Raw genomic sequence first — 25,856 nt, forward strand, 5'->3', positions numbered from 1 at the left:
CCGTCCGGGGGGAATCGAACGGAAATACGTACCCAATTGGCGGGGCGGCCTTTTGGGCGAGATTCCGGCAAAAACCGCTAGAACAGGCCGCGTTCCTCGGCGACGAGCTGCGCGATGGTGTGGCGTGCAATGCCCACCAGATCGGGGTTGTCCGGTGCGGCGCTTAGAATGGCGACGGACATCAGCAGGGCCCAGCCCTGGGCGCGCTCGAGAAGCGGTTCGTCCAGGTCGTAGCTCGGCTCGATGGCCTCGAAGAACAGGTCGCGATCCTCGCGGTTGAGGGTCAACCAGGCGGTGGCGATATCCGTCGCGGGATCGCCGGCGGTGAGATCACCAAAGTCAATAACACCGGTGAGAACACCGTCACGGGCGATCAGGTTTCCCGGGTGAAGGTCGCCGTGCAGCCAGAGCGCGGGGCCGTTCCACACGGGGGCACGGAGTGCCTGCTCCCAAATCTCCAACAGCTCGTCAGACTGAGAAATACCCGCGGTCTGCAGGTATCCGCGCACATCATGGTCGCGGTTCTGGAGCGGAACCCCGCGATAGGCATTGGCCGGAGCGCTCGCCGGTGCCGCACGCTGGAAGTCTCCCACAAAACGAGCCAGGCCAACGGCGAGCCCGGATCGTTCGGCTACCGGCATCGAGGCCACCGTCTCGCCCTCGATCCACGGCACGATCGACCAGGGGCGGGGGAACTCTGCACAGGCCTTCCCGGCGAGCAGAGCCACCGGGGTCTGCGTGGCGATGCCTTCGCTGAGGACCGGCAGCCAGCGCTGTTCGATCTCGATCAGGTCGGCCGCGTGCGCCCGCCGAGGCAACCGCACCGCGTGCTCCGGACCAACCCGATACATCACCGCGTCAAACCCCTCGCCCGAAGCCACCGGCGCGTGATGCGCGAGGGCGGGTGCGCCGGATCGCAGCAGTTCCGAGACCAGGGCCTCGTCGATGCGAATGTCGGCGGCGGGAAGGTGGGTCATGAGAGGCGCGAGGGCTGTCCTTTGTGGGTCGGGAAAGAATGGCGGAGTATTTCAGAATACGCCAGTGAACGGCAACACGCCTCATCGAGACGGGGTTTCGCCTAACCGAAAATGCCCGCCCCGATGTGCTCGCCAGGCTTCGCCCCCGGTGGCACGGCAAAAATTGCCGAACCCACGTGGCGAATGTACTCGTTGAGGAGATCCGAATGGGCCAGCTGCTTCTGCATCGGGATGAACGCGGTGCGGGGGTCGGCCTGGAACGCCAGGAAGAACAGTCCGGCGTTCAGCCGCCCCAGCTGGTCGTTGCCGTCAACGTAGTTGTAGCCGCGGCGTAGGATTCGGGCCCCGTGATTCTGATCCGGGTGGGCGAGGGCCACGTGGGAGTTCACCGCGAGCTTTCGGCCATCCGGGCCCGCGTGATGAAACTTCACCGGGGTGAACTCATCGCCTCCGGAGAGGGGCGCGCCCGCGCCCTTGGTGCGGCCGATCACCCGCTCCTGCTCGTCGAGGCTGGTGCGATCCCAGGTCTCGATGATCATGCGAATCTTGCGCGCCACCAGGATGCTGCCTCCGGAAAGCCAGGAGTTTCCGCCCACCCACACGTCCTTTTCCACCGCGGCGGTGTCCTCGGAGGTGATGTTTGCGGTGCCGTCCTTGAACCCGAAGAGGTTGCGCTCGGTCACCTGCGCACGCGAGGTCGAGGAGGTACGTCCGAACCCCAGCTGCGACCAGCGGATCGAGGCGCGACCGAAGGCAATACGGGAGAGGTTTCGAATCGCGTGGACGGCGACCTGCGGGTCGTCGGCGCAGGCCTGGATGCAGAGATCGCCGCCGCTCGAGGCGTGCTCGAGTGCGTCGCCGGGGAAGCTCGGAATGTCGACCAGCTCGGGCGGGCGCCGGGAGGCCAGCCCGAAGCGATCCCGCCCCTGGGCGTCGGTGAAGACGCCGGGGCCAAAACCGAAGGTGAGCGTGAGCCCGCTCGCGGGCAGGCCCTGTGCCTCACCGGTGTCATCCGGCGGGGCGAGTGCCGGGCCGCCCACCGCACCGGTTTCGGAGACGTCGAGGCCGCGGGTCAGGCGTTCCGCGGCGGCCGTCCAGTCCTCCAGGAGGGCGATGAGGTCGGCCCGCGAGGTCCCCGGGCTGATGTCATAGGCGGCGAAGTGCAGGCGATCCTGCGTGGGCGTGACGATGCCGGACTGGTGCTCGCCAAAGAAGGGGTAGCTGGTGTTGGTTGCCGCGGCGGCCACGGCGGTGGCCGTGACGGCCCCGCCGGTGGCACCCAGTGCGAGGCCACCGATTGCCGCACCGGCCAGGCCGAGCAGGCCGCGCCGGCTCACCCCGGGGCGCTCGGCAGCGTCCTGGCCGCTCACCGCGAGGTGCTCGGCAGTGTCCTGGCCGCTCACCCCGGCGGCCCCGCCGACTCCGGGGACGGAGTCGGCGGGATTGTGCGTGGGAGTGCTCACTTGGTGGAGACCCCGAGGACGGTGTGGGTGAGCTTCGACAGCGGCTCGGACAGCGCGTTGATCTCGTCCGAGAGCTCCTTGACCTGGTCGGTGGTCAGGGTGTTGTAGGCGACGAAGCCGGCATCGATCGAACCGTAGGTTGCGAGCAGCGTGTTGAGTGAGGTGAGTTTCGCATCGATCGACTCGACGAGTTTTGCGCCCTCGGCGTCCGCGGCCTTCGCGATATCGCGCACGTTGCCGTAGGCGACGGCGGCACCCTCGACGTTGGCCTGGAAATCATAGAGGTCGGTGTGCGAGAACTCGTCCTCCTCGCCGGTGATCTTCGAGGTGGCGACCTCATCGAGCAGACCGATCGCGCCGTTGGAGATGTCGTCCAGGCTCACGGTGAAGTCCTTCTCGTGCACCAGGTCGTAGAGCTTCTGAATGTCCTGCACCAGGCCGTCGGCAAGAACCGCACGGCCGGCGGCATCGCTCGGCGTAAACCCGGCGGGTGCCCAGAGATCCTTCTCGATGCGGTGGAATCCGATGAAGGGCACGCCGTCCTCGCTCGCGTCGCCCTCGCGGACGTCGATCTTCGGGTCGAGATCGCCGAAGGCCTCGGCGGTGGGCTCGATCCGCTCGTAGTTCACCCGGGCGAGCGCGTAGAGCTCGCGGGCCTTTGCATCATCGCCACCGCGGTAGGCATCGGTGAACTCCTTGACCGCGGGCACGAGCGCCGCGGTGCGGTCCTTGATGTAGCCGATGTAGTTGGTTACCGCGGTGTCGATCTGCTGCTGCTTCGAGGCGTCGATCTTGGCGGACGTGCCGGTCACCGTGAACTTCGTGGTGCCCACACCCTCACCCACCATGCCGGTCTTGCACTCGGTGTAGTAGGTACCCGGCTCCAGATGGGTGACAAAGTCGATGCTCTGTCCGGGCGTGATGTTCTCCTTCTCGCCCACGATGCGCAGCTTATCCGCGGCCAGAATCTCGAACTCGTTGACCTGCTTGCCGGTGTTCTTCGCGGTGAACTTCACCGTGCCGGCCTGAGCGGTGTTTGCCGAGACCACACAGGTGGTGTCGGTGATGTCCACCGTGAGGGCGGTGCCCGAGGTGGGATTATTGGGCACGCAGCCGGCCAGGGCCAGGGTGAGCAGCGCCGCACCGGAGACAATGCTCGCGATGCGGGCGGGACGGATGGGGGACGCACTCATGCGGTTACTCCAAGCAGAATCAGCGAATGTATGGGGTGACGGGGGAACGGGGGAGGGCGCGCGCACTAGGCGGTCTCGGGCACGGTGGCCGGTGCGGATGCCGAGGCTGTGGCCGGGCTCTTTTTTGAGCGCACCAGGCGGGTAAAGAGGATGAGGCAGGTCACGAGGTACAGCACCCAGGCGACCACCTGCAGGGGAGTGGGGATCGGGGTGAACCCGAAGAGCCCGCCCAGCAGGGAACCGAGTACGCCCGTGGGCGGGATCACGCCGCTGATGTCGTAGAGCGGAGCGCCCCAGCTGGGCAGGGCGCCGGCCTCCTGCAGATCACCCACGCCGTAGGCGAGGACGCCGGCGGCCACCACGATGAGGGCGTAGCCGGTCCAGGTGAAGAACTTCGAGAGGTTGATGCGCAGCAGGCCGCGGTAGATGAGTAGTTCGAGGACCACCGCGGTCAGGATGCCGAGGAGCACCCCGGTGAAAGCACCCCAGGCCGCTCCCGAGGAGGTGTCCGAGCTGGGGCCCACGGTAGACCACACAAACAGTGCGGTTTCCACGCCCTCGCGGCCCACGCTGAGGAATGCGAGGAGCACGATGCCCCAGCCCGCGCCCTGGGCGGCGCGATCGATGCCGGAGCGCAGGTTGGTCGCGAGGTCCTTGGCGGTGCGACCCATCCAGAACACCATCCAGGTCACAAAGCCCACGGCAACGATGGAGAGCCCGCCACCGAGGATTTCCTGCGCCTGGAAGCTCAGCCCATACGGGCCCCAGGTGAGGATGGCCCCCACACCGAGCGCTACGGCGATGGCGATGGCGACACCGGCCCAGACTCGGCCGAGGAGGTCGCGCCGATCAATCTTGACCAGGTAGGCGATGAGGATGCCCACGATGAGGGCGGCTTCGAGGCCCTCGCGAAGGCCGATGAGATAGTTAGCGAACACTGTACCGATTCACAGGATGGGGCGATCGGGCGCGCACGGGGCGAGCCGGAGGGCCGGAACGAGTAGGAAGAACGGTCGCTCGTGGCGTCAACGGGTGCCGTGAGATGTAGGCTAGCATGCCCTAAATAGACACGGAAGAGTGCGTGTCAAGATCGACCTCGGTCACGGCCCCGCACCGGCGTCGGAGTACACTGGACACGTGACCAACCCCGCCGATTTCCCCGCGACCCCTCGGACAACTCCGAGCGGAACCGCAGAGACGGCCTTCGGCGTCGGTTTTCCCGCGGCCGGATCCGCTGCGGAGAGCACCGAGAAGCCCCGCGTGGCAAGCCGCATTCCCAGCCTGATTCTGGCGTTTCTGGCCGGTGCCCTGATGGGAATGGTGGGAACGGTCGCGCATCCCAACACCGTGACGGTGGCGGGCATTGACGTGCCCTATGGTCTGCTCCTCGGGTTGGCCGCGAGCCTCGCGCTCATGCTCGGTGTGCGTCTCGTCTCGCCGGGTCGCGCCGCCGTCATCGCCACCGGCATCGGCCTGATCGGCGTGATCGCGCTGTTCACCGTGCCCGGCACGGGCGGCACCATCCTGATCGATAACTCCACAAACTCCCTGGTCTGGACGCTGGGTCCCGTGCTGATCGCGACCATCGTGATCGCCTGGCCGCGCTTTTCCAAACCCGTGCGCCCGGTATCGGGCGCCGCTCCCGGCCACCCTGGCCAACCCGGCTAGCCGGCCGTCGCGCACCATCGCGACCCCCACACTTCTCTATTCACCTGTTTTGAAGGGACCGTTTTTACCGTGACCTACGTCATTGCCCTGCCCTGCGTGGACGTCAAAGACCGCGCCTGCATCGATGAGTGCCCCGTGGACTGCATCTACGAGGGTGAACGGTCGCTGTACATTCACCCCGACGAGTGCGTGGACTGCGGTGCCTGCGAGCCCGTATGCCCGGTTGAGGCCATCTACTACGAGGATGACCTCCCCGACGAGTGGGCCGACTATTACAAGGCCAACGTCGAGTTCTTCTCGGAGATCGGCTCCCCGGGCGGTGCCGCCAAGCTCGGCACCCTGGACTTCGATCACCCGGTGATCTCCGTCCTGCCCCCGCAGGCCGGATAACACGATGGCGCTGCAGCCGCTCCCGGACTACCCATGGGACACCCTCGCCCCGTTTATCGCGACGGCGAAGGCACACCCCGAGGGGATGATCGATCTCTCGATCGGGTCCCCGGTTGATCCGACCCCGGACCTCATCCGGGCGGCGCTCGCCGAAGCCACCGACGCCCACGCGTACCCCACCACGGTGGGCACCCCCGAGCTGCGGGCCGCGATCGGCGACTGGTATGCGCGGCGCCGCGGAGCGAGTGGTCTGGGCGTGGACGCCGTGCTGCCCACCATCGGGTCCAAGGAGCTGGTGGCGCTGCTGCCGTTCCTGCTGGGTCTCGGCGAGGGCGACACCGTGGTGGGCCCGCGCGTGGCCTACCCGACCTATGCGATCGGTGCAGCCATCGCCGGGGCGGAGTTCCTCGCCGCCGACGATCCCGCCGAGTGGCCGGAATCTACCCGCCTGATCTGGCTGAACAGCCCCGGAAACCCGGATGGCCGAGTGTGGTCCCTCGAGGATCTGCGTCTCCGGGTGGAGCGTGCCCGCGAGCTGGGAGCCGTCATCGTCAATGACGAGTGCTATGCCGAGCTGGGCTGGGAAGCGCCCTGGGACGACATCCCGATCCCGAGCATCCTCGATGACCGCCTGGGAGAGCGTACCGATCGCCTCGCGATCTACTCGCTGTCGAAGCAGTCAAACCTCGCCGGTTACCGTGCGGGCATCGTCGCCGGAGACCCGGCACTGATCGCCCGACTCGTGACCGTTCGCAAGCACGCGGGCCTGATCGTCCCGGCACCTCTGCAGCACGCGATGACCGTGGCGCTCGGCGATGACGCGCACGTGGCCGCGCAGCGCGAAACCTATCGTGCCCGCCGCGCGGTGCTCCTGCCCGCGCTCCTCGATGCTGGCTTCACCCTCGAGGGCAGCGAGGCGGGGCTCTACCTCTGGGTGACCGAGGGAAAGCCCGCGCTGGAATCACTGGAGCGCCTGGCGGAGCTCGGCATCATGGCCGGCCCCGGCCACTTCTACGGTGACCACTCACCCCACAACGTTCGTCTCTCGCTGACCGCGAGTGACGCCGATATCGCCCGTGCCGCTACCCGGCTGCGCGAGCGTGTGCACGAGGGCGAGGGAACCCCGGCGGCGTAGCCGGAAATCCTTTCGATTTTCCTGCCCGATCATCGTGATGGTGTGAACTTCACCACCAGACACGATTAGGATGGGAGCGAACCTTCCCCAAATGAGGCCTCTATCCGAGTGCCGCACCCCGGGCCGCCAGCGCAGACGACTGTGCGTGCGGCCACGAGCGAAAATCAACCAAGGAGGCACCGTGGGCGACAACGGAGCGCACAACGATCTTTCCGGGCAGAAAGCTACCCTGACCTTCCCCGGCGGCACCGCCGAGTTCCCGATTCTGGGAGCCAGCCAGGGCGCATCGAGCCTGGACGTGTCATCGCTGACGCGGCAGAGCGGCTTCACCGCCCTGGACTACGGCTTTGTGAACACCGCCGCAACCAAGTCGAGGATCACCTATATCGACGGCGATCAGGGCATCCTGCGCTATCGCGGCTACCCCATCGAGCAGCTGGCCGCCGGCTCGACCTATCTCGAGGTCGCCTGGCTGCTGATCTACGGCGAGCTTCCCACCGCCGACCAGCTCGGCGAGTTTGACGAGCGGATCCGCCGCCACACGCTGCTGCACGAAGACCTCAAGCGCTTCTTCTCGGCCCTGCCGCACACCGCACACCCCATGTCGGTGATCTCCAGCGCCCTGTCGGCCCTGTCGACCTACTACGAGTCCGGCGCCGACCCGCACGACCCCGAGCACGTCGAACTGACCACCATCCGTCTGCTCGCCAAGCTTCCGGTAATTGCCGCCTACGCGCACAAGAAGGCGCTCGGCCAGGCATTCCTCTACCCGGACAACAAGCTCAGCTTCGTTGACAACTTCCTCAAGCTGAACTTCGGCAACATGGCCGAGAACTACGAGATCAACCCGGTGCTCTCCACCGCGCTCGACCGTCTCCTCATCCTGCACGCCGACCACGAGCAGAACGCCTCCACCTCCACCGTGCGCCTCGTGGGCTCCACCGGCGCAAACCTCTACGCATCGATCTCCGCGGGCATCAACGCCCTGTCCGGACCGCTGCACGGTGGTGCAAATGAGGCCGTGCTCGAGATGCTCGGCCGCATTCAGGACTCCGGCGAGGGCGTCAAGCGCTTCGTCGAGCGGGTCAAGAACAAGGAAGACGGCGTCAAGCTCATGGGCTTCGGACACCGCGTCTACAAGAACTACGACCCGCGCGCCAAGCTCGTCAAGGAGAGCGCCACCGAGGTGCTGCAGGCCCTCGGCGTCAAGGATCCGATGCTCGACCTCGCGATGGAACTCGAGCAGCTCGCCCTCGAAGACGACTACTTCAAGGAGCGTCGCCTGTACCCCAACGTCGACTTCTACACCGGCGTGATCTACAAGGCCATGGGCTTCCCCACCCGCATGTTCACCGTACTGTTCGCCATCGGCCGCCTCCCCGGCTGGATCGCCCACTGGCGCGAGATGAACCTCGACCCGCAGAACAAGATCGGGCGGCCGCAGCAGCTTTACATCGGCGAGCCGGAGCGCGATCTGCCGCAGCGCTAAGCCGTTGCAACGCTAGGCCGCAGCAGCACCTCATACAACGCCATCCTCTTCGGAGGGTGGCGTTGTGTATTGGGAAGACGCCTAAGCTGGGGCCATGACTTCCCTCCCTCTCGGCACCGGTAGTGAGCCTTCCGCCAAGCGGAAACCGCTCATTTCGGCGCAGGAAGCCGCCTGGCTCAACATGGTGGGTGGCCTCGCGGCGCTCATCATTCTGATCCTGCCCCTAATCTTCGTCCCGATTTCCGGGTCACCCTACTTCGACCCCCAGATCATCTACTTCGGGGCGCCGTGGGTTGTGCTCGGATCAATGCTGGTTACCCGCTTCATCGCTCGCATTCGCATTCTCTCGGGCGGAAACGCCACCCTCGTGGTCGCCGCCGCGCTGGGGCTCGGCGGCGCGTGGGGGATGCCGGCTCTCACCTTCGGTCTGATCCAGTCCCTGATCGAGGGCGTGGGCACGAGCGTGCGCTACCCCATCCTGATCCCGGTGCTGGGAGCGTGCCTCGTTCTCGTGTGGGTCGCGGTGGCCGTGGTCGTCCTGCGCTCCTCCCCGTGGGCTCCCGAGCGCAGCGCCGCCACGCTCCACCGAATCGTGAGCCGGGTGATCTTCGCGATCGGCTTGGCCATCCCGGTTTTCATGGGAATGAGCCTAGGCGGATGGGACATTGTCAGCGCGCTGGGTTCCGGGGTAGCCATCCCGATGCTGGCCCTGTGGTCCTACCTGCCCGGTTGTCTGCTCGGGATGCTCCTCGCGAGCGGGTTTATCGCTATTGCCCGCAGTGTCCGGTCGCGTGCGGAGACAGCCGTCGATGGCCCCGAAGAGGCGCGGTCTCGGCGAGTATTGACGGCCCTCATCACGGTGTCGCTGTCGACGGCGACGCTGGGCTGGCTGCTCGCCCTGGATCGCGTTTCCAACCTGATTTTCTCCACCCACCCGGGCGAAAGCATTGACTCGGCCACCCCGAGCGTCGCCATCACGATCCTCATGCTGCTGGCGCTGACCTCCGCCGTCGCTGCCTTCACCGTGCGCGCGATGTCGGCCACGGTCTGGCTCGTCTCGACCGCCGCGCTGCTGACGGCCATCGCGCTGATTTCCACGTGGATTTAATCGGTCCGTTTCAGTTCCGGTAGGGGTTTACACGTGCGGCTGCCCCCAGTTCGAGGACACTCGATGTCCGCCACGCTGCGTGAGCGTGGAGCATCCGGGGCCGAGACAGTAGCCTCTGGTCATGAGCATCCCCACCGCCACGGTCGACGACCCCTCAAGCGCAATGCGCGTCACCCCGTCCGCCGCGGTGACCCGGCTGTTTTCGGGCACGAGCGTTCGAGGTGCACTCGCCGGTGTCCTGATCGTCGCGATTGCCGCGTTCACCCCGCCGCTGATCGGCACCTACGAGAGCCTGCTGTTTGTGGTGATGGGCAATGCGCCGGCCGTGGTCATCGGCGCGATCATCGTGGCTCACGGGCTGGAACGAATCCGACTACTGAGCAACTCAACCGGCCCGCTGGTCATTGTGAGCGCCGTGGTGCTGGGATCCGCCATCGGGACGCCCATGATCACGCTGACGGTCATCCAGGAAATCGGGCGAGTGCGGCCGCCCTCCGAGATCGTCGCGAGTGCGGTGCTGCTGATCGCCGGGGGATTGTTCTGCCTCATCTGGGTGGCGCTCGGCCGGGCGATTCTGACCGCCCCCACCCGCGGTGCCGAGATCCTCACGCTCCGCGCTCGCCGCATCATCGTGGTGGCCGCGGTCGTCGCGGCATTCATCGCGATCCCGACCATCTACGTGATCATCAACGTCATCGAAGGCGGCACCGCCCCCATCTCCCACGCCTCCGTGTTCATCCCGATGCTGATGCTCGGCCCGTTTTACTGCATCCCCGGATACGTGATCGGTGCCCTCCTCCTCTGGGGGCTGATCGTCGTGGCCCGCATCGGAACCGGCCGCGATGAACCGGAGATCCGTTCCCGCCCGGAGTCCTCCACGCGCGCAGCGGGGGCGGGCCTGACCCTCGCCACGCTCGCCCTGATCACCACCGGCTGGATGCTGAGCCTCGACCGCATCGCCGAGGCCGCCTTCAACCAGTACCCGGGAAACACCGACTACCTCACCGCCGCAGGCATCCCGCGGGTGGGCATCACCGTGGTGTTCGCGCTGGGAATCCTTGCCGCCGTCGCCGCCTGGATGGTGCGCCGATCGAGGCGCGGGCTCGGACTCATTCTCGCGGCCGCGGTGCTCGCTACCTTCGCCCTGACCGCCGCCTGGACCACCTTTGACGCGGCATCGGCCGCGCCCACACTCATCCCGTACTCGGAACTCACCGACGTACTAGAAAGCACCGGCGCATGACTCGGATCCCCGTGATCGCTCAGGGCTCCGACCCTGTCGTGCCCCGGCAGCGTCCGCCACTGCGTCGCTGGCGGGCAACCCGGCTCAACCTCATCGCGGTATGCCATGCGCTCGTTATTCTCGCGCTGGGCACCATTATCCCGCTGCTCTTCGGCGGCGGATACTACGGTCAGCAGGTGGTGCTGACGGCCGCCCCGCTGATCATCGCCGGATCGATGCTCGTGGCCCACCACGTGGACCGCATCCGTCGCCTCAGCAACAACAGTCCGCTCCTGGTCGTGGTCAGCGGCATTCTGCTGGGTGCCTCGATCGGCACGCCATTTCTCACCCTGGCCACGATCGAAGCGATCGCGGGTGCCCCGGTGATCGGGGAGAACCCCGTGCAGGATCGTGCCTCCGTGGTGGTCCTCGGATTCGCGATCAGCGCGGTGTGGGCGGCTCAGGCGGTGTTCCTGATGCGGCCGGAAACCCCTCCCTCGGCCCAGGCGCAGCGGATCCGGCGCATCAGCGTGCCGGTGGCCGTGGTGCTCGGCATCGCCCTCGCCGCGCTGCTCTCCCAGTTCCTGCACGGGGTACACCCGGCGCAGGCCACGGCCAGCGTGGTGCAGTTCGGAATCTCGTATGTCCTGGTCATGGCCTGGTCGGGTGGTGCCGGCTACGTGCTCGGGGGCTACCTGATCGGTGCACTCACCCTGATCGCGCGCATCCACAGCAACCGCGACGGCGACAACCTGCGGCCCCTCCCCGGCCGCGGCCGGGGAGGCACCGCGCTGCGGCTCACCATCGCCGCCGCCGCGAGCCTCACCCTGGGCTGGATGCTCACCCTGGACCGCTTCGCCGCCGCGGGATTCGGCGTCCGGATTCCCGAAAACGCTGCGCTCGACTGGGCCGGCGTGCCACACATCGCCATCACCGTATTCATGGTGCTCGCGGTGGTGTTCGCGCTCCTCGCCCGCGGGGTGCGCCGCACCTCGACGGCGAGCTACTTCGCATTCTCCACGTGTGTGCTCGGAGCCATCGCGATCATCGCCGCCTGGCTCCCTATGCACCTCTAGCGGCGGAGCGTACGGCCGAGCTTCGACCCAAACGCCGCGGGTACAGCCCCCGCGGCGCGCAGGTGAATCTCGACCACGTTGAGGAGCGAGGTGGCCTCGGCCTCGGCGGCCGCACCGTTGCCATCGGTGCCGGGCAGTGGAAGAAACTCGGCCTCCCACTCCCGCCAGGTGCTCGTGATACCCGCCGCCACGTCGAGGGCGACCACGGTATCGTCGGCGATCTCGACCCGGTCACGGCCCTCGGCATCGCGCAGGATGACCGTGGTGCGGGTCGTGCGCAGCACCGCGATGGGAGCGAAGCTCGCATCGGCCAGGCCAAAGCGGGAGGCCAGCTCGGCACGCACCACATCGGGAATTTCAGCGTCCGAGGGGGCCACGGAGGTCGCGGAGGCAGAGACCGGTGAATCCAGGGGCCACTGCGTCTCGAAACGCCCCTCCTGCGTGCTCACCTTGATATGCCAGCCGGCATCGTGTCCGCCCTCGCGGCGACGCAGAGCCGTACGTGCGGTCGAGAGGGCGTGATCCGCGGTATCCAGATAGGTTGCGCTCATCTCGAAGGTGTGCGGCTCCCCGGCGGTAAAGCCCGGCAGCACGCCGGTGAGGCTCGGCAGGGCCGCGCCCTCGGGGACGTCATACTTACGTTCAATCTCGCGCGCACCGGTCATGACTCCAGTGTGCCGGGAAAACAGCCGCCGCACCAACCCACCGCTACACGCGGCTACGTAAAGCGCGCCAGGAAACACAAAGCGCGCCAGGAAACACAAACCGGCCGGGGCACATAGCCCCGGCCGGTCTGAAAGTCACCTACGCGTGCAGCGCGGCGTTCAGCACGATGCCCACGCCCGAGCGCGGCAGCACCTCGACGCCACCGGTCAGCGAGTTGCGGCGGAACAGCAGGTTGGCGACGCCCGAGAGCTCGGCGGCCTTGACCCGGCGGGGCTCTGCACGGTCGCCATCCAGCAGGGTGACCTTGGTACCCGCGGTCACGTACAGGCCTGCCTCGACCACGCAGTCATCTCCGATCGAGATGCCGATGCCCGAGTTGGCGCCGAGCAGCGAGCGCTCGCCGATGGTGATGCGCTGGGTGCCGCCGCCGGAGAGGGTGCCCATGATCGAGGCACCGCCGCCGATGTCCGACCCGTTGCCCACGATCACGCCCTGCGAGATACGGCCCTCGACCATCGAGGTACCCACAGTACCGGCGTTGAAGTTCACAAAACCCTCGTGCATCACGGTGGTGCCCGGGGCGAGGTGTGCGCCGAGACGCACGCGCGAGGCGTCGGCAATGCGCACGCCGGCGGGGCTCACATAGTCGAGCAGACGGGGGAACTTATCGAGACCCACCGGGCTGATCCCGGCGCGGGTCAGACGTGGGCGGTTGGCGTCGAAGAACTCCGGGTCAACGGGGCCCGCGGTGGTCCACATCACGTTCGGCAGGAAGGCGAAGATGCCATCCAGGTTGATGGTGTTCGGGGCAACCTTCAGGTGGCTCAGCAGGTGCAGGCGCAGGTAGGCATCCGAGGTGCTGGCGGGGGCCGCGGCAAGGGTGATCTCCACGGTCACCGACTCCAGGCGCACACCACGGCGCTCATCCGGACCGGTGAGGTCTTCGATCTCGGCCGGGGTGATCCACGGCTCGCGGCCCGCGGGCAGCGTGCCCAGCTCGGGTGCCGGATACCAGGTGTCCAGCACGGTGCCGGCATCGGTAATGGTTGCGAGGCCGTAGCCCCAGGCGTGGTCGGGGGTCGCGGCGGCGTCAGTAGCACTCATAGGGTAAGGCTAGCGAATTCGGGGCCTCCACGCGGAAACGTTGTGGTGCACACGCGTGCGAATACGGGGAATTCACGGCTGGGTGGGTGCTCGGCCGAGGTCGCCGGAGAGAAGGCGACACCCTAGAATCGGGGTATGTCCACCACTGCCGCGCTGCCCTTTGACCTCACCGCCGGATCCATCCAGCTCACCCAAGACCTCTGCGACGAGGCCTCGGTATCGGGTGGCGAGGCCCACCTCGTGGATCGTCTCGTCGCGACCCTGGAGGGCTTCGAACACCTCGAGCTCATCCGCCACGGCAACACCCTGACCGCGCGCACCAATCTGGGTCGCGCCCAGCGCGTCATCATCGCCGGGCACGTGGACACCGTCCCGATCAACAACAATCTTCCCGTTCAGCGCGTGGAAATCGACGGGATTGACCACCTCGTGGGCCGCGGCACCGTGGACATGAAGGCGGGCGTCGCGGTGCAGGTTCTGCTGGCCGCAGAGCTCATCGAACCCGCCGTGGACATCACCTGGATGTGGTACGACAACGAGGAGGTTTCGAGCGACCTCAACGGCCTCCGCCTGCTCGCCGAAGCCCGACCCGACCTGTTCGTTGGGGACTTTGCGATTCTCGGTGAACCGACCCGCTCCGAGGTCGAGGGCGGCTGTAACGGCACCGTCCGCATCGAGGTTCGCACCCGCGGGAAGCGGGCGCACTCGGCCCGCGCCTGGGTGGGGGAGAACGCCATTCACGCGGCCGCGCCCATCCTGGCGGCACTCGCCGCTTATGAGCCGCAGCAGATCGAGGTCGAGGGCCTGGTCTACCGCGAGGGACTGAATGCCGTGGGTATCACGGGTGGAATTGCGGGCAACGTCATCCCGGATGAGTGCATGGTGCACATCAACTATCGCTTCGCACCGAACAAGAGCGCCGATGAGGCCATCGCCCACCTGGAGGAGCTCTTCGGGCAGTGGGACATCACCGTGGTAGACCGCGCCGAGGGTGCCCGTCCGGGCCTCGATGCGCCCCTCGCGAAGCGCTTCCTGGAGGCGCTGAACGTGCCCGCGCTGCCCAAATACGGCTGGACGGACGTCGCCCGATTCTCGGCACTGGGGATCCCCGCGGTCAACTACGGGCCGGGAGATCCGCTGCGTGCCCACGCCGATGACGAGCGCGTGGACGTGGCCGAAATCACCGCCTGCGAGCGGGGTCTGCGTGCCTGGCTCGGTGGCAAAACACGCTAGACGGGAGGGGTATTGCGGCCAGACGCGGCCCAAATTACCCATCGTGTCGCGAGATCTCATACGCCCAGTTTTGGGTATTGCCTGACGCTTTCTGAATGCTCAATTGCCCACGCCGCTTCCCGGGTCAAAATAAATAACCCCAGATGTGGGCCTATTTATCTCCCGGGTCGCGCGAGGCTCATCTCGGTGTGGCCCGGTGGTTGCGGACGCATGCTGTCGGGTGAGTGGGGGCGTCATTGATCGCCATGGATTTCCACCGGCCCCACGAATGGCTGATAATGGGAACAGGAAACCACGGAAGGGGAACCGAATGGCAGCGATGAAGCCCAGGACTGGGGACGGACCAATGGAGGCCGTAAAGGAAGGGCGCCTGATCATCGTGCGTGTCCCGCTCGAGGGCGGCGGACGGCTCGTGGTCTCGGTGAACGACGAAGAGGCAAAGGAACTCCACAGGGTCCTCTCGGGAGTCGTGGAGCCCGCCTAAACGCACACTGGTTTGACCTTGCCCCGGAGTTTCCTCGGAAACTCCGGGGCAGTGTCGTCCTCGGGATCGAACCGATTCGACGTACTTCTGACAACTTTCTCCGAGTGTTCGATGACGTGTTGTATCGTGTGGAGAGTGGTTGCGAAGACGCAGATGCGTCGCGCATTCCGGGAAGGCCGCATCCTGCCTTGTGAGCACCGGGCCCCATCTCCGAGGGCGACATCGCAGTTGTCCCGTTCTGCTCTGAGGAGTGAAAGTGAACGCACGACCCATCGGTCGGGCACCCAATATTCGCGACGTCGCGGCCGCGGCGGGGGTGTCTCACCAAACCGTTTCGCGAGTACTCAATAACTCGCCAAAAATTCGGGATAAGACCCGGGAGGCCGTTCTCGCGGCCATCGAGGAGATCGGCTACCGGCCCAATCAGGCCGCGCGGGTGCTCGCCTCCCAGCGCACAAAAATGATCGGCGTGCTCTCGACGCACTCCACCGCGCTCTACGGCCCGCAGGCCATGATGATCGCGATGGAGCAGGAGGCCAACGCAAACGGCTACCGTCTCGCGCTGGTGACCGCAATGGGCATCGGAGACGGTGTCGACGCCGATATCGAACGCCTGCTCGCCCAGGGCGTGGAGGCCATCGTGGTGATCGCCCCGCAGGCCAAACTGGTGTCAACCGTCGCGGCAAACGCGCCGGGGGTGCCGCTGTTTGTGGCCGATTCACTCAGCCGGCCCGGGGCCTTCAATGTCGCCGTGAACCAGTATCAGGGCTCCTATCAGGCCGTTCAGCACCTCATCTCGCTGGGGCACACCGAGATCCTGCACGTCGGTGGCCCGCAGAACTGGATCGAGGCCGATGAGCGCATGCAGGGCTTCCTCGCGGCGATCGGGGAGGCCGAACTGCGCCTGCATCCGCCGATCCTCGGGGAGCACACCGCGAGCTTTGGATACCAGGCGGGCAAGGAGCTGCTGCGCGGCGATCCATTCACCGCGGTGTTTGCCCTCAATGACCAGGTGGCACTCGGGCTCATTCACGCATTCCGGGAGGCCGGCCTGCGCGTGCCCGAGGACATCAGCGTGGTCGGGTTCGACGATGTGCCCGATGCCGGGCACTTCTTCCCGCCGCTGACCACCGTGCGGCAGGACTTCGTGATGGTCGGTCGACGGATGATCCAGGAGGTCATCGCCCAGATCGAGGGTGAGGGTGCCCAGTCGGTGGTGCTGCACGCGCCGCTGCTCGTGCGGGAGTCCACCGCCCCGGTTTCGACACGCCCGAACTGGCCGGGTCGAACCCCCGCAATATCAGCCTAAAACGGCCCCTTGGCGAATCGTTACCTCTCCGAGATTGACATCGTCGCCAGGATGGGCCTACTTTATTGATACGAAATGTGAACGGTCACATTTTGGCCACAGCACCGCTTTCGAGCGGGAGTGACAACGTTGTCCAGCGAAAGGGAGCCCATGCTCACCCTGATCATCGCGCCGACCGCTCTGCGGGAGGTGTTCCCCGATGGCCGCTAAGCCCAACATCCTCGAGATGGTAAACATCACCAAGGAGTTCCCGGGCGTTCTCGCCCTCTCCGAGGTCAACCTGGCGGTTCGTGCCGGAGAGGTTCACGCCATCTGCGGCGAGAACGGTGCCGGCAAGTCGACCCTCATGAAGGTTCTCTCCGGGGTCTACCCGTTCGGAACCTACAGCGGAGACATCGTCTACCAGAACGAGGTGCAGCGCTTCCGCGACATTCGCGCCAGCGAGGCCGCGGGAATCGTCATCATCCACCAGGAGCTCGCCCTCATCCCCGAGCTCTCCATCGCCGAGAACATCTTCCTCGGCAACGAGGTCACCAAGCGCGGTGCGATCGACTGGGAGGCCACCCGCCTCGCCGCCGTTGAACTCCTCGCCCGGGTGGGTCTGAGCGAAGACCCGGACACCCAGATCAAGGACATCGGTGTGGGCAAGCAGCAGCTGGTCGAGATCGCCAAGGCGCTCGCCAAGCAGGTCAAGCTGCTCATCCTGGATGAGCCCACCGCGGCCCTCAACGAGACCGACTCGCAGCACCTGCTCGACCTGATCAAGGGCCTGCAGGGGCGCGGGATCTCCTCGATCATCATCTCCCACAAGCTCAACGAGATCGCCCAGATCGCCGACTCGATCACCATCATTCGTGACGGCCACGCCATCGAAACCCTCCGGGTGGACGAGGGTGCGGTGGACGAGGACCGCATCATCCGCGGCATGGTGGGACGCAGCCTGCAGTCCCGCTTTCCGGACCGCCTCGCCACCGTGGGGGAGTCCTTCTTCGAGGTGCACGACTGGACCGTTCAGCACCCCACCTCGAGTGAGCGCCTGGTGTGCAAGGGCGAAACCCTGCACGTGCGCCGCGGCGAGGTCGTGGGCCTCGCCGGGCTCGTCGGTGCCGGACGCACCGAACTGGCGATGAGTATCTTCGGCCGCTCCTACGGCAACTTCGTCAGCGGCACGCTGGTCAAGGACGGCCAGGAAATCCAGATCCGCAACGTGGCCGAGGCCATCAAACACGGCATCGCCTACGTGAGCGAGGACCGCAAGGCCCTCGGGCTCAACCTGCTCGACGACATCAAGCGCTCCGTCGTCTCGGCCAAGCTCACCAAGATCTCCTCCGCCGGTGTCGTCAACGAGCGCGCCGAACACGAGGTCGCCGAGGACTACCGCGGAAAGCTTCGCATCAAGACCTCGAGCGTCGAGAGCGGCGTGGACACCCTCTCCGGTGGAAACCAGCAGAAGGTGGTGCTCGCCAAGTGGATGTTCACCGACCCGGACATCCTGATCCTCGATGAGCCCACCCGCGGCATCGACGTCGGCGCGAAGTTTGAGATCTACACGATCATTCAGCAGCTCGCCGCCCAGGGTAAGGGAATCATCCTGATCTCCTCCGAACTCCCCGAACTCCTCGGCCTCTCGGATCGCATCTACACGATCTTCGAGGGTGCCATCACCAACGAGTTCACGGCCGAAACGGCCGACCCAGAACTGCTCATGAAGAGCATGACCGCCACCCAAAAGAAAGCGAATGCAGCATGAGCGGCATCAAAGACCTGAAGAAGATCTTCGGTAACGGCAACACCTCGAGCCTGCGTCAGCTGGGCATCCTGGTCAGCCTGGTAGTGATCATCCTGCTCTTCAACGGTCTCACCGACGGCGCGACCCTGCTGCCCACCAACCTGAGCAACGTCGTCTCGCAGAACTCCTACATCCTGATCCTCGCGATCGGTATGGTCATGGTGATCATCGCCGGCCACATCGACCTCTCGGTCGGTTCGGTCGCGGCCCTCACCGGCGTGATCGTGGCGAAGATGATGAACGACTTCAACGTGCCCTGGCCGCTGGCGATCATCGCCGGCCTGGTGGTTGGTCTGATCATCGGTGCCTGGCAGGGCTTCTGGGTGGCGTACGTGGGCATCCCCGCATTCATCGTGACCCTCGCCGGCATGATGCTCTTCCGCGGTCTGCAGCTCATGATCGGTAACTCCACCGCCGTGCCGGTTCCGAACGACTACCAGTCGCTCCTCGCCGGCGTGCTGCCCGAGGTGGGCCCCAACACCGGGTTCAACAACCTGACCCTGCTGCTCGGCCTGATCGCCGTGGTCGCCGTGATCTGGCGCGATATTCGTGCCCGTCGTGCCGCACAGCGCACCGGTGCCGACGCCGTTCCGACCTGGGTTGTGGTGGTGCGCCTCGCGCTGCTGACCGCGATCATCGCCTTCGCCACCTTCCTGTTCGCCGGGGCCGACGTGGGCAAGAGCTTCCCGAACTCGGGTATCGTGCTCATCATCCTGATCCTGCTCTACTCGTTCCTGACCCGCCGCACCATCATCGGCCGCCACATCTACGCCGTGGGTGGCAACAAGCGGGCCGCCGAGCTCTCCGGTGTGAACACCAAGCGCATCAACTTCCTCGTCATGATGAACATGTCGATGCTCGCCGCCCTCGCCGGAATGCTCTACATCGCCCGGGCCGGTGCCGCCGGCGCAATGGACGGTACCAACTGGGAGCTCGACGCGATCGCCGCCGTCTTCATCGGTGGTGCCGCGGTGGCCGGTGGTATCGGAACCGTTCCGGGTTCGATCATCGGTGGTCTGGTCATGGCCTTCCTGAACAACGGTCTGCAGCTGATCGGTGTGGGCTCTGACAAGGTGCTCATCATCAAGGGCCTCGTGCTCCTCGCCGCCGTTGCCATCGACGTGATCAACAAGAACAGCGGCCGATTCTCCGTGATCGGGGCCCTCACCGCCCGTCGCAACCGCAACGGCGACGAGCTGGGCGTTCCCGTCAACAAGTCCTAAATTTTTCCACTCGCAATACCTCAATCACAAAACAGAAAGAGAAAGCTATGTTCCGCAAGACTGCACTTGCCACCGTCGCCATCGCGGCTGCTGCGGCACTCACCCTCGCCGGCTGCTCCAGCCGTGACGCAGGCACCCCCTCCTCCTCCTCGAGCGGCGACGCTGCCGGATTCGCGAAGGACTCCCTGATCGGTGTGGCACTGCCCGCAAAGACCAGTGAGAACTGGGTTCTCGCCGGTGACCTGTTCACCGACGGCCTGAAGGAAGCCGGATTCAAGGGCGACGTTCAGTACGCCGGTGCCTCGTCGCCGGTTCAGGACCAGCAGAACCAGATCCAGTCGATGGTCACCAAGGGTGCGAAGGTCATCATCATCGGTGCCGCTGATGGTAGCCAGCTCGGCCCGCAGGTGAAGGCCGCGAAGGAGGCCGGTGCCACCGTTATCGCCTACGACCGCCTGATCCTCAACACCGAGGACGTGGACTACTACGTGGCCTACGACAACTTCAAGGTCGGCGAGCTGCAGGGTCAGGCCCTGCTCGACGGCATGAAGGCCAAGAAGGCCGACGGCCCGTACAACATCGAGCTGTTCTCGGGTTCCTCCGATGACGCCAACTCGGCCGTGTTCTTCGACGGCGCGATGAAGGTGCTGCAGCCGAAGATCGACGATGGCACCCTGAAGGTTGTGTCGGGTCAGACCGACATCAAGCAGACCGCCACCGCCGGTTGGAAGGCCGAGAACGCCCAGAACCGCATGGACACCCTGCTCGCCGCGAACTACTCCGGCACCGAGCTGGACGGCGTACTCTCCCCGAACGACACCCTGGCCCGCGCCATCATCGCGTCGGTCAAGTCGGCCGGTAAGACCCTCCCGATCATCACCGGTCAGGACTCCGAGGCGGAGTCGGTCAAGTCGATCATGGCCGGCGAGCAGTACTCCACCATCAACAAGGACACCCGCAACCTGGTGAAGCAGGCCATCGAGATGGCCAAGGAGCTGCAGGCCGGCAAGCCGGTGACCACCAACAACGACACCGACTACAACAACGGCAAGAAGATCGTTCCTGCCTACCTGCTGCCGCCGGTAATCGTGACCAAGGCCAACGCCGCCGAGGCGTACGCTAACGACCCGACCCTGGCGCCGCTCACCAAGTAGTAGCGTTCGGTTCACCCGGCGGGTGGGATCCTCGGATCCCGCCCGCCGTTCCGTTTACGGGCAGAACAAAAGGGCCGATATCCGGGTGGATATCGGCCCTTTTGGTGCGCGTGGGTTCTACGCGCGGATGGTCAGCTGAAGGAGGCCGTCACCCGCGGGGGACAGCGCACTCACCACGGCGCTGGAGGCGGCGATCTCCTCCACCAGCGTGCGGAACGCGGTGGTGATGTCATCGCGCTTGGCCGGGTCTGCCACGTGGCCCTGCCAGAGCGCGTGCGGCACCAGCACGGTGCCGCCCGGGCGCACCAGGCGCAGGGCGTGCTCAACGGTTTCGATGACCTGCGCGGGGTCGGCATCCACGAGCACGATGTCGTAGCTGTTCTCGTTCATGCGGGTGAGCACGTCGAGAGCCGGGCCGCCGATCAGGCGCAGCCGGGAAGACGGAATACCGGCATCGGCAAAGGCCTGCTTGGCGGCGGCCAGGTGCTCGGGTTCGTGATCGATCGTGGTCAGCACCGAGGAGGTCGACCCCTGCAGCAGCCACAGACCCGACACACCGGCACCGGTGCCGATTTCGATGATGTTCGCAGCTCGGCTCGCGGCGGCAAAAACGGCCAACTGGGCACCGAGCGCGGGGGAGACGGGGTCAAGGCCAAACTCAAGCGATTGCGAGCGGGCACGACGAATCGCCTCGGACTCGATGACGATGTCGTCGGCGTATTTCCAGTTTGAATCCTGCTCGGACATAGTGTGCCCTTCCGTCTGAACGATCCCCTCTACATTACAGGTGTCTCCGGGTACACCGAGCGCGACGCGGCGCGGTAGGCTGAAGGGGTGTTTGACCTCGGGTTCTCGTTCAACAAGCTGCTGATCATCGGCGTGCTTGCGGCGTTCCTGCTGGGCCCGGATCGGCTCCCGCAGCTGGCCTCTCAGCTCGCTCGCCTCGTCCGCTCGCTGCGGGAGATGGCCAGCGGTGCGAAGGACCGCCTCAAGGACGACATGGGCGAGGAGTACAACGAGGTCGACTGGAAAAAGCTCGACCCTCGGCAGTACGATCCGCGCCGAATTATTCGTGAGGCGCTCTCGGATGACGCCGAGGTGCCCGCCGCGAGCGCGGGCGCCGGGGCCGGCACGGGTATGGGCACCGCGGCCGCTGCCGCCGGTACAGCGGCCGGTGCGGCAGCTGCCACCGGTTCGGCCGGTTCCTGGCCGGGGGCCTCGGGCCCGGCAGCTTCAGGTCCGCGCATTGATGAGTCCGCGACCGTGCGACTGCGCGCCATCATGGCGGGCGAGCCGGTGGAGCACGCACCCTTCGACCCCGACGCAACCTAGGCAGGCACTGCACCTAGGGCGGGCACTGCCCACGCCAACGGGTGTGAATGTTAGCGCGGGCTGAGGCCCAGCTTTACCCCGGCGAGGCTGCGGCCACCCGCGAGCAGGGCGTCGGCAGCCGAGAGGATCGCGCGGCTCGCCGAGCTTTCGGGATCGGCGATCACTACGGGTACCCCGGCATCGCCGCCGGTGCGCAGCTCGACGCTCAGCGGTACGGATGCGAGTACCGGCACCGGACGCTTGGCGATGGTCGAGAGCCGTTCGGCCACGAGGGCACCGCCGCCGCTGCCGAACAGGTCGAGCACGCTGCCATCGGGCTGTACGAGCCCGGCCATGTTTTCGATGACCCCGGCGATGCGCTGCCCGGTCTGGACCGCGAGGGTACCCGAGCGCTCGGCCACCTCGGCGGCCGCGGGCTGCGGGGTCGTCACCACCACAACCTCGGCATTGGGCAGCAGCTGCCCGATCGAGATCGCGATGTCTCCGGTGCCGGGCGGCAGATCGAGAAGGAGAACGTCGAGGTCGCCGAAGTAGACGTCGGTGAGGAACTGGTTGATGGTACGGTGCAGCATCGGCCCGCGCCAGGCCACGGCCGCCCGCGGATCATCCAGGAACATGCCGATCGAGATGAGCTTGATGCCGTGGGCCACCGGGGGCAGGATCATGTTGTCCAGCCGGGTGGGCCGCACCGCCTCCGGGGCGTTTTCGCCGACCCCGAGCAGGCCCGGAATCGAGAACCCGTGAACATCCGCATCCACGATGCCCACGCGCAGTCCGCGCGCGGCAAAGGCCGCGGCGAGGTTCGCTGTGATGGTGGACTTGCCCACCCCTCCCTTACCGCTGGTCACGGCAAAGACCCGGGTCAGCGTGCCCGGCCCAAACGGCATCTCGCGGGTGCCGCGGTCGCCGCGCAGACGCTCGGTCAGGGCCTGCCGCTGCGCCGGGGTCATCACGCCCACGGTCAGCTCCACGGCACCAACCCCCTCGACGCCGGAAGCGGCAGCGCGCACGGCGGCCTCGATCGCGTTCGCCGCCGGGCAGCCCACGATGGTTAGCAGAATGCCAACGTGTGCGACGCCGGCGTCATCCACCCGGGCGGACTCGACCATGTCGAGCTCGGTGATCGGGCGCCGGATCTCGGGATCCTGCACGGTGCCGAGCGCGCGCCACAGGGCCTCGTGCTCGCGGGGGTCCGAAGGCACGGTGGCGGTGTCTGTCACGAGCGGTGCTCCTCCTCGGTGGCGGCCGGTTCGCGATCGCGTTCCAGCTCCTCCAGTAGAGCACGCAGTTCGTGACGGATGAAGTCCTTCGACGCGAGATCCTTCATCGCGAGTCGCAACGCCACGACCTCGCGGGCGAGGTACTCGGTGTCGGCGAGGTTGCGTTCGGCGCGCTGACGGTCCTGCTCGATCTGCACGCGGTCGCGGTCATCCTGACGGTTCTGCGCGAGCAGGATCAGCGGTGCCGCATAGGAGGCTTGCAGGGAGAGGATCAGGGTCAGCGCGGTGAAACCAAACGCGGCCGAGTCAAAGCGGATGTTTTCCGGGCCCCAGGAGTTGTAGACGATCCAGGCCACACAGAACAGCGTGAGCCCCACGAGAAACCCGGGGGTTCCCATGGCACGCGCTACCCACTCGGTGAATCGGCCAAACCGGTCGCGGTCGGTCTTGTCTCGGGAGGCGAGAACCGCGCCGCGCAGCCCCTTGGGGGCGTCGAGGCCCGCGTCAGTTCGTCGCTGCTTTGCCATTATCGTCCCTCCCGAGGCGTGCCGTTCGTGTTGCGTGGGGTGTGATGAAACCGCGACGTACTTCGGCGCACGGGGATATCGGATTCCTGGGTGCGCCAGTCATCGGGCAGCAGGAAGTCGAGCACGTCATCGATAGTGACCATGCCCACCAGGCGGTGATTATCGTCCACCACCGGGACGGACACCAGGTCGTAGCTCGCGAGCGTGCGGGCCACGCGGGCCGCCGAGGAATCGGTGGTCAGTGGTTCGAGGCTCTGATCCATGATGGTGCCGAGGCGCTCGTGCGGGGGATAGCGCAGCATCTTCTGGAAGTGCACGATGCCGAGGTATCGCCCCGTGGGCGGCTCATACGGCGGCAGGGTGATGCACACCGCGGCACCCAGCGCGGGGGCCAGCTCGGCCTTGCGCACCAGCGCCAGCGCTTCGGCGACGGTGGAGTCGGCCGAGAGGATGATGGGTTCGGTGGTCATCAGACCACCCGCGGTATCCGGGGCGAAGGACAGCAGCAGACGGACGTCCTCCGCCTCCTCGGGCTCCATCAGGTCGAGCAGCTGCTCACCGCGCTCCTCGGACATCTGGCCGATGAGGTCGGCCGCGTCATCCGGCTGCATGTGGTCGAGCACATCGGCCGCGCGCTTATCACTGAGGCTCGCCAGGATCTGAATCTGGCTGGTCTCGGGCATCTCCTCGAGGGCGTCCGCGAGGCGGTCATCGGAGAGCTCGCCGGCCACCTCGAGCAGTCGCTCGCCGGGCAGATCAAGCATGGTGTTGGCGAGGTCGGCGGGCTTGAGATCGGTGTAGGTCGCGATCAGTCGCTCGGCCGACTGAGCTTCGCCGTCGTCGTCCTTCTCGCGGATCTCGCGCCAGCTCGCAAACGTGGTGATGCCGCGCGCAAACGGCGATGCGGAGGTCTTCGGGCGGCGCACAAAGTACTGGTTGACCGACCAGTCACCGGGGCCCTGCGACTCGATCGCGACGTCCTCGATGGTGGCCTCGCCCGAGCCATCGTGGAAGATGACCTTGCGGCCGAGCATCTCGGCGATCACGCGCACCTCGCCGCCGCGCTGCTGGAAGCGGCGCACGTTGATCAGGCCGGTCGTGATGACCTGGCCCGCGGAGATCGAGGTGACCCGGCCGATCGACACAAAAACGCGTCGCTTACCGGGAATTTCAACAACGAGACCCACCACGCGGGGCGGATCGTTTTTTCGGTACACCACAAGGACGTCACGCACCTTGCCCACGCGGTCGCCCGCGGGGTCAAATACGGTGCACCCAGCAAGTCGGGCGACAAAAACTCGTGTAGTACTCACCTCTCTAATGTAGTCGTGGATCGGGGTGGAACCTACCCGGGCGCACGCCCCCGGTCGAAACCGAGGGGCGGGCGGTGCGCTGTGGGCGAAAACGGCGGCGTAATCGTTTCGAATTGCCGGGCAAGTGCGAGAATGGAACCGTGAGTATTCCGCAGAGCGGCCCCGGCCGAAACCCGTTTGACGCCCAGCTTCCCGCCGGGGAGACCGTGGCGGTTTTTGAGAGCTATCTGGACGCCCAGAAGGCCGTAGCGGTGCTCGGCCAGGGCGATTTCCCGGTTCGCGCCGTCTCCATCGTGGGCGATGACCTCCGCAGCGTCGAGCGCGTGACCGGCAAGATGACCTACGGCCGCGCCGCCGGATCCGGTGCGCTGAGCGGTGGCTGGATGGGTATCTTCCTCGGGCTCATCCTCGTGATCATGAACCCCACGCTCAACCTCGGCATCGTCGCGGCCGCCGTGCTGCTGGGTGCCGGGTTCGGCATGCTGTTCTCGATCTTCACCTACTCGGTGCGCCGCCGCCGCAAGGACTTCACCTCGGTCATGCAAATCGTCGCGGGCTCCTACTCGCTGATCGTGCCGGCCGAGCTAGTGGGTGGCGCTCGCCGTCTGCTCAGCGAGGCGCTCGAAAACCGCGAGGGCTAGGCCCTCTCACTACCGTGACGGCCGCCCGTTTGGCGGCCCGGTTTTGCGAGGTCTGTGTCGCCGGATGACCATACATAACGTGTGCGTTTCGTCGTGAGTGGCGGCGGGCGTAGGGTGACCCTATTCGCCCCCGAAGGAGA

Annotated in this window: 25 protein-coding genes; 15 read left to right on the forward strand and 10 right to left on the reverse strand. The window is 66.3% G+C overall.

Going from position 1 to position 25,856, the window contains the following annotated elements:
- Window positions 1-77: 77 nt before the first annotated feature.
- The 4 genes from D9V32_RS05975 to efeU all read right to left on the reverse strand — a co-directional run bounded on the left by D9V32_RS05975 (window position 78) and on the right by efeU (window position 4,571).
- Entirely contained in the window at window positions 78-977 is a 900-nt protein-coding gene (locus D9V32_RS05975; RefSeq protein WP_121647995.1) for an aminoglycoside phosphotransferase family protein, read from the reverse strand.
- A gap of 101 nt (window positions 978-1,078) precedes the next feature.
- A complete protein-coding gene (gene efeB / locus D9V32_RS05980; RefSeq protein WP_183086210.1) occupies window positions 1,079-2,380 on the reverse strand; it encodes an iron uptake transporter deferrochelatase/peroxidase subunit in 1,302 nt (433 codons plus the stop codon).
- Between the two features lie 56 nt (window positions 2,381-2,436).
- Window positions 2,437-3,633, reverse strand: coding sequence for an iron uptake system protein EfeO (gene efeO / locus D9V32_RS05985; protein WP_121647996.1), 1,197 nt, complete (start codon window positions 3,631-3,633; stop codon window positions 2,437-2,439).
- Between the two features lie 65 nt (window positions 3,634-3,698).
- Entirely contained in the window at window positions 3,699-4,571 is an 873-nt protein-coding gene (efeU, locus tag D9V32_RS05990; RefSeq protein WP_121647997.1) for an iron uptake transporter permease EfeU, read from the reverse strand.
- Between the two features lie 199 nt (window positions 4,572-4,770).
- Here efeU and D9V32_RS05995 point away from each other — a divergent pair, with 199 nt between their 5' ends.
- From D9V32_RS05995 to D9V32_RS06025, 7 genes are all read left to right on the forward strand, one after another.
- A complete protein-coding gene (locus D9V32_RS05995; RefSeq protein ID WP_147440411.1) occupies window positions 4,771-5,301 on the forward strand; it encodes a DUF6113 family protein in 531 nt (176 codons plus the stop codon).
- Window positions 5,302-5,370: 69 nt separating this feature from the next.
- Window positions 5,371-5,691, forward strand: coding sequence for a ferredoxin (gene fdxA, locus D9V32_RS06000; RefSeq protein WP_121647999.1), 321 nt, complete (start codon window positions 5,371-5,373; stop codon window positions 5,689-5,691).
- A 4-nt stretch (window positions 5,692-5,695) separates the two neighbouring features.
- Window positions 5,696-6,826: a succinyldiaminopimelate transaminase gene (gene dapC / locus D9V32_RS06005; protein ID WP_121648000.1), complete on the forward strand. Its 1,131-nt coding sequence runs from the start codon at window positions 5,696-5,698 to the stop codon at window positions 6,824-6,826.
- A gap of 181 nt (window positions 6,827-7,007) precedes the next feature.
- On the forward strand, window positions 7,008-8,315 hold the full coding sequence (locus D9V32_RS06010; RefSeq protein ID WP_245982106.1) for a citrate synthase: 1,308 nt from the start codon (window positions 7,008-7,010) through the stop codon (window positions 8,313-8,315).
- Window positions 8,316-8,409: 94 nt separating this feature from the next.
- Complete coding sequence (locus tag D9V32_RS06015; protein WP_121648002.1) at window positions 8,410-9,423, forward strand: hypothetical protein; 1,014 nt, start codon at window positions 8,410-8,412, stop codon at window positions 9,421-9,423.
- Between the two features lie 121 nt (window positions 9,424-9,544).
- Window positions 9,545-10,666: a hypothetical protein gene (locus D9V32_RS06020; RefSeq protein ID WP_121648003.1), complete on the forward strand. Its 1,122-nt coding sequence runs from the start codon at window positions 9,545-9,547 to the stop codon at window positions 10,664-10,666.
- Window positions 10,663-11,721, forward strand: coding sequence for a hypothetical protein (locus D9V32_RS06025; RefSeq protein WP_121648004.1), 1,059 nt, complete (start codon window positions 10,663-10,665; stop codon window positions 11,719-11,721). The genes D9V32_RS06020 and D9V32_RS06025 overlap by 4 nt, the downstream gene beginning before the upstream one ends.
- On the opposite strand, the gene D9V32_RS06030 is transcribed toward D9V32_RS06025, so the two are convergent.
- Together D9V32_RS06030 and dapD are read right to left on the reverse strand one after the other, a co-directional pair.
- Window positions 11,718-12,386 carry a CYTH domain-containing protein gene (locus D9V32_RS06030; protein ID WP_121648005.1) on the reverse strand — a complete coding sequence of 223 codons (669 nt, stop codon included), beginning with the start codon at window positions 12,384-12,386 and terminating at the stop codon, window positions 11,718-11,720. The two genes, D9V32_RS06025 and D9V32_RS06030, sit on opposite strands and share 4 nt — an antisense overlap.
- A 139-nt stretch (window positions 12,387-12,525) precedes the next feature.
- On the reverse strand, window positions 12,526-13,491 hold the full coding sequence (gene dapD, locus D9V32_RS06035; RefSeq protein WP_121648006.1) for a 2,3,4,5-tetrahydropyridine-2,6-dicarboxylate N-succinyltransferase: 966 nt from the start codon (window positions 13,489-13,491) through the stop codon (window positions 12,526-12,528).
- A gap of 135 nt (window positions 13,492-13,626) precedes the next feature.
- Here dapD and dapE point away from each other — a divergent pair, with 135 nt between their 5' ends.
- The 6 genes from dapE (at window position 13,627) to D9V32_RS06065 (ending at window position 20,683) form a co-directional block, all read left to right on the forward strand.
- On the forward strand, window positions 13,627-14,724 hold the full coding sequence (gene dapE, locus D9V32_RS06040; RefSeq protein WP_121648007.1) for a succinyl-diaminopimelate desuccinylase: 1,098 nt from the start codon (window positions 13,627-13,629) through the stop codon (window positions 14,722-14,724).
- Window positions 14,725-15,034: 310 nt separating this feature from the next.
- Window positions 15,035-15,208, forward strand: a complete 174-nt coding sequence (locus D9V32_RS06045) for a DUF3117 domain-containing protein (protein ID WP_121648008.1) — start codon at window positions 15,035-15,037, stop codon at window positions 15,206-15,208.
- A 256-nt stretch (window positions 15,209-15,464) separates the two neighbouring features.
- The gene (locus D9V32_RS06050; protein ID WP_183086198.1) at window positions 15,465-16,517 is read left to right on the forward strand and encodes a LacI family DNA-binding transcriptional regulator; all 1,053 of its coding nucleotides are present in this window, start codon (window positions 15,465-15,467) and stop codon (window positions 16,515-16,517) included.
- 199 nt (window positions 16,518-16,716) lie between these two features.
- Complete coding sequence (mmsA, locus tag D9V32_RS06055; RefSeq protein ID WP_121648010.1) at window positions 16,717-18,267, forward strand: multiple monosaccharide ABC transporter ATP-binding protein; 1,551 nt, start codon at window positions 16,717-16,719, stop codon at window positions 18,265-18,267.
- 5 nt (window positions 18,268-18,272) lie between these two features.
- Complete coding sequence (gene mmsB / locus D9V32_RS06060; RefSeq protein ID WP_121648174.1) at window positions 18,273-19,529, forward strand: multiple monosaccharide ABC transporter permease; 1,257 nt, start codon at window positions 18,273-18,275, stop codon at window positions 19,527-19,529.
- Between the two features lie 47 nt (window positions 19,530-19,576).
- Window positions 19,577-20,683, forward strand: a complete 1,107-nt coding sequence (locus D9V32_RS06065) for a substrate-binding domain-containing protein (RefSeq protein WP_121648011.1) — start codon at window positions 19,577-19,579, stop codon at window positions 20,681-20,683.
- Between the two features lie 117 nt (window positions 20,684-20,800).
- On the opposite strand, the gene D9V32_RS06070 is transcribed toward D9V32_RS06065, so the two are convergent.
- Window positions 20,801-21,430, reverse strand: coding sequence for an O-methyltransferase (locus D9V32_RS06070; protein ID WP_121648012.1), 630 nt, complete (start codon window positions 21,428-21,430; stop codon window positions 20,801-20,803).
- Between the two features lie 87 nt (window positions 21,431-21,517).
- Between D9V32_RS06070 and D9V32_RS16650 the strand changes: the two genes are divergently transcribed.
- Entirely contained in the window at window positions 21,518-22,015 is a 498-nt protein-coding gene (locus D9V32_RS16650) for a twin-arginine translocase TatA/TatE family subunit (RefSeq protein ID WP_220700662.1), read from the forward strand.
- A gap of 50 nt (window positions 22,016-22,065) precedes the next feature.
- Here the strand turns inward: D9V32_RS16650 and D9V32_RS06080 are convergent, their stop codons facing one another.
- From D9V32_RS06080 to D9V32_RS06090, 3 genes are read right to left on the reverse strand one after another with little or no spacing between them, the layout of a single operon-like run.
- Entirely contained in the window at window positions 22,066-23,235 is a 1,170-nt protein-coding gene (locus tag D9V32_RS06080) for a P-loop NTPase (RefSeq protein ID WP_245982110.1), read from the reverse strand.
- Window positions 23,232-23,762 carry a DUF1003 domain-containing protein gene (locus D9V32_RS06085; RefSeq protein ID WP_121648013.1) on the reverse strand — a complete coding sequence of 177 codons (531 nt, stop codon included), beginning with the start codon at window positions 23,760-23,762 and terminating at the stop codon, window positions 23,232-23,234. The genes D9V32_RS06080 and D9V32_RS06085 overlap by 4 nt, the downstream gene beginning before the upstream one ends.
- Entirely contained in the window at window positions 23,762-25,075 is a 1,314-nt protein-coding gene (locus D9V32_RS06090; protein ID WP_121648014.1) for a magnesium transporter MgtE N-terminal domain-containing protein, read from the reverse strand. The genes D9V32_RS06085 and D9V32_RS06090 overlap by 1 nt, the downstream gene beginning before the upstream one ends.
- Before the next feature lie 140 nt (window positions 25,076-25,215).
- Here D9V32_RS06090 and D9V32_RS06095 point away from each other — a divergent pair, with 140 nt between their 5' ends.
- Window positions 25,216-25,716, forward strand: a complete 501-nt coding sequence (locus D9V32_RS06095) for a YflT domain-containing protein (protein ID WP_245982112.1) — start codon at window positions 25,216-25,218, stop codon at window positions 25,714-25,716.
- The last annotated feature ends 140 nt before the right edge of the window (window positions 25,717-25,856 follow it).

Source organism: Mycetocola tolaasinivorans (assembly GCF_003667565.1).
Lineage (GTDB): Bacteria > Actinomycetota > Actinomycetes > Actinomycetales > Microbacteriaceae > Mycetocola > Mycetocola tolaasinivorans.

Bases quoted from the DNA above. Each gene is read 5' to 3' on its own strand.
- D9V32_RS05975 (WP_121647995.1), bottom strand. From the start codon at position 977: ATGACCCACCTTCCCGCCGCCGACATTCGCATCGACGAGGCCCTGGTC.
- efeO (WP_121647996.1), bottom strand. From the start codon at position 3,633: ATGAGTGCGTCCCCCATCCGTCCCGCCCGCATCGCGAGCATTGTCTCC.
- dapC (WP_121648000.1), top strand. From the start codon at position 5,696: ATGGCGCTGCAGCCGCTCCCGGACTACCCATGGGACACCCTCGCCCCG.
- D9V32_RS06015 (WP_121648002.1), top strand. From the start codon at position 8,410: ATGACTTCCCTCCCTCTCGGCACCGGTAGTGAGCCTTCCGCCAAGCGG.
- D9V32_RS06020 (WP_121648003.1), top strand. From the start codon at position 9,545: ATGAGCATCCCCACCGCCACGGTCGACGACCCCTCAAGCGCAATGCGC.
- D9V32_RS06025 (WP_121648004.1), top strand. From the start codon at position 10,663: ATGACTCGGATCCCCGTGATCGCTCAGGGCTCCGACCCTGTCGTGCCC.
- D9V32_RS06030 (WP_121648005.1), bottom strand. From the start codon at position 12,386: ATGACCGGTGCGCGCGAGATTGAACGTAAGTATGACGTCCCCGAGGGC.
- dapD (WP_121648006.1), bottom strand. From the start codon at position 13,491: ATGAGTGCTACTGACGCCGCCGCGACCCCCGACCACGCCTGGGGCTAC.
- dapE (WP_121648007.1), top strand. From the start codon at position 13,627: ATGTCCACCACTGCCGCGCTGCCCTTTGACCTCACCGCCGGATCCATC.
- D9V32_RS06045 (WP_121648008.1), top strand. From the start codon at position 15,035: ATGGCAGCGATGAAGCCCAGGACTGGGGACGGACCAATGGAGGCCGTA.
- mmsA (WP_121648010.1), top strand. From the start codon at position 16,717: ATGGCCGCTAAGCCCAACATCCTCGAGATGGTAAACATCACCAAGGAG.
- D9V32_RS06065 (WP_121648011.1), top strand. From the start codon at position 19,577: ATGTTCCGCAAGACTGCACTTGCCACCGTCGCCATCGCGGCTGCTGCG.
- D9V32_RS06070 (WP_121648012.1), bottom strand. From the start codon at position 21,430: ATGTCCGAGCAGGATTCAAACTGGAAATACGCCGACGACATCGTCATC.
- D9V32_RS06085 (WP_121648013.1), bottom strand. From the start codon at position 23,762: ATGGCAAAGCAGCGACGAACTGACGCGGGCCTCGACGCCCCCAAGGGG.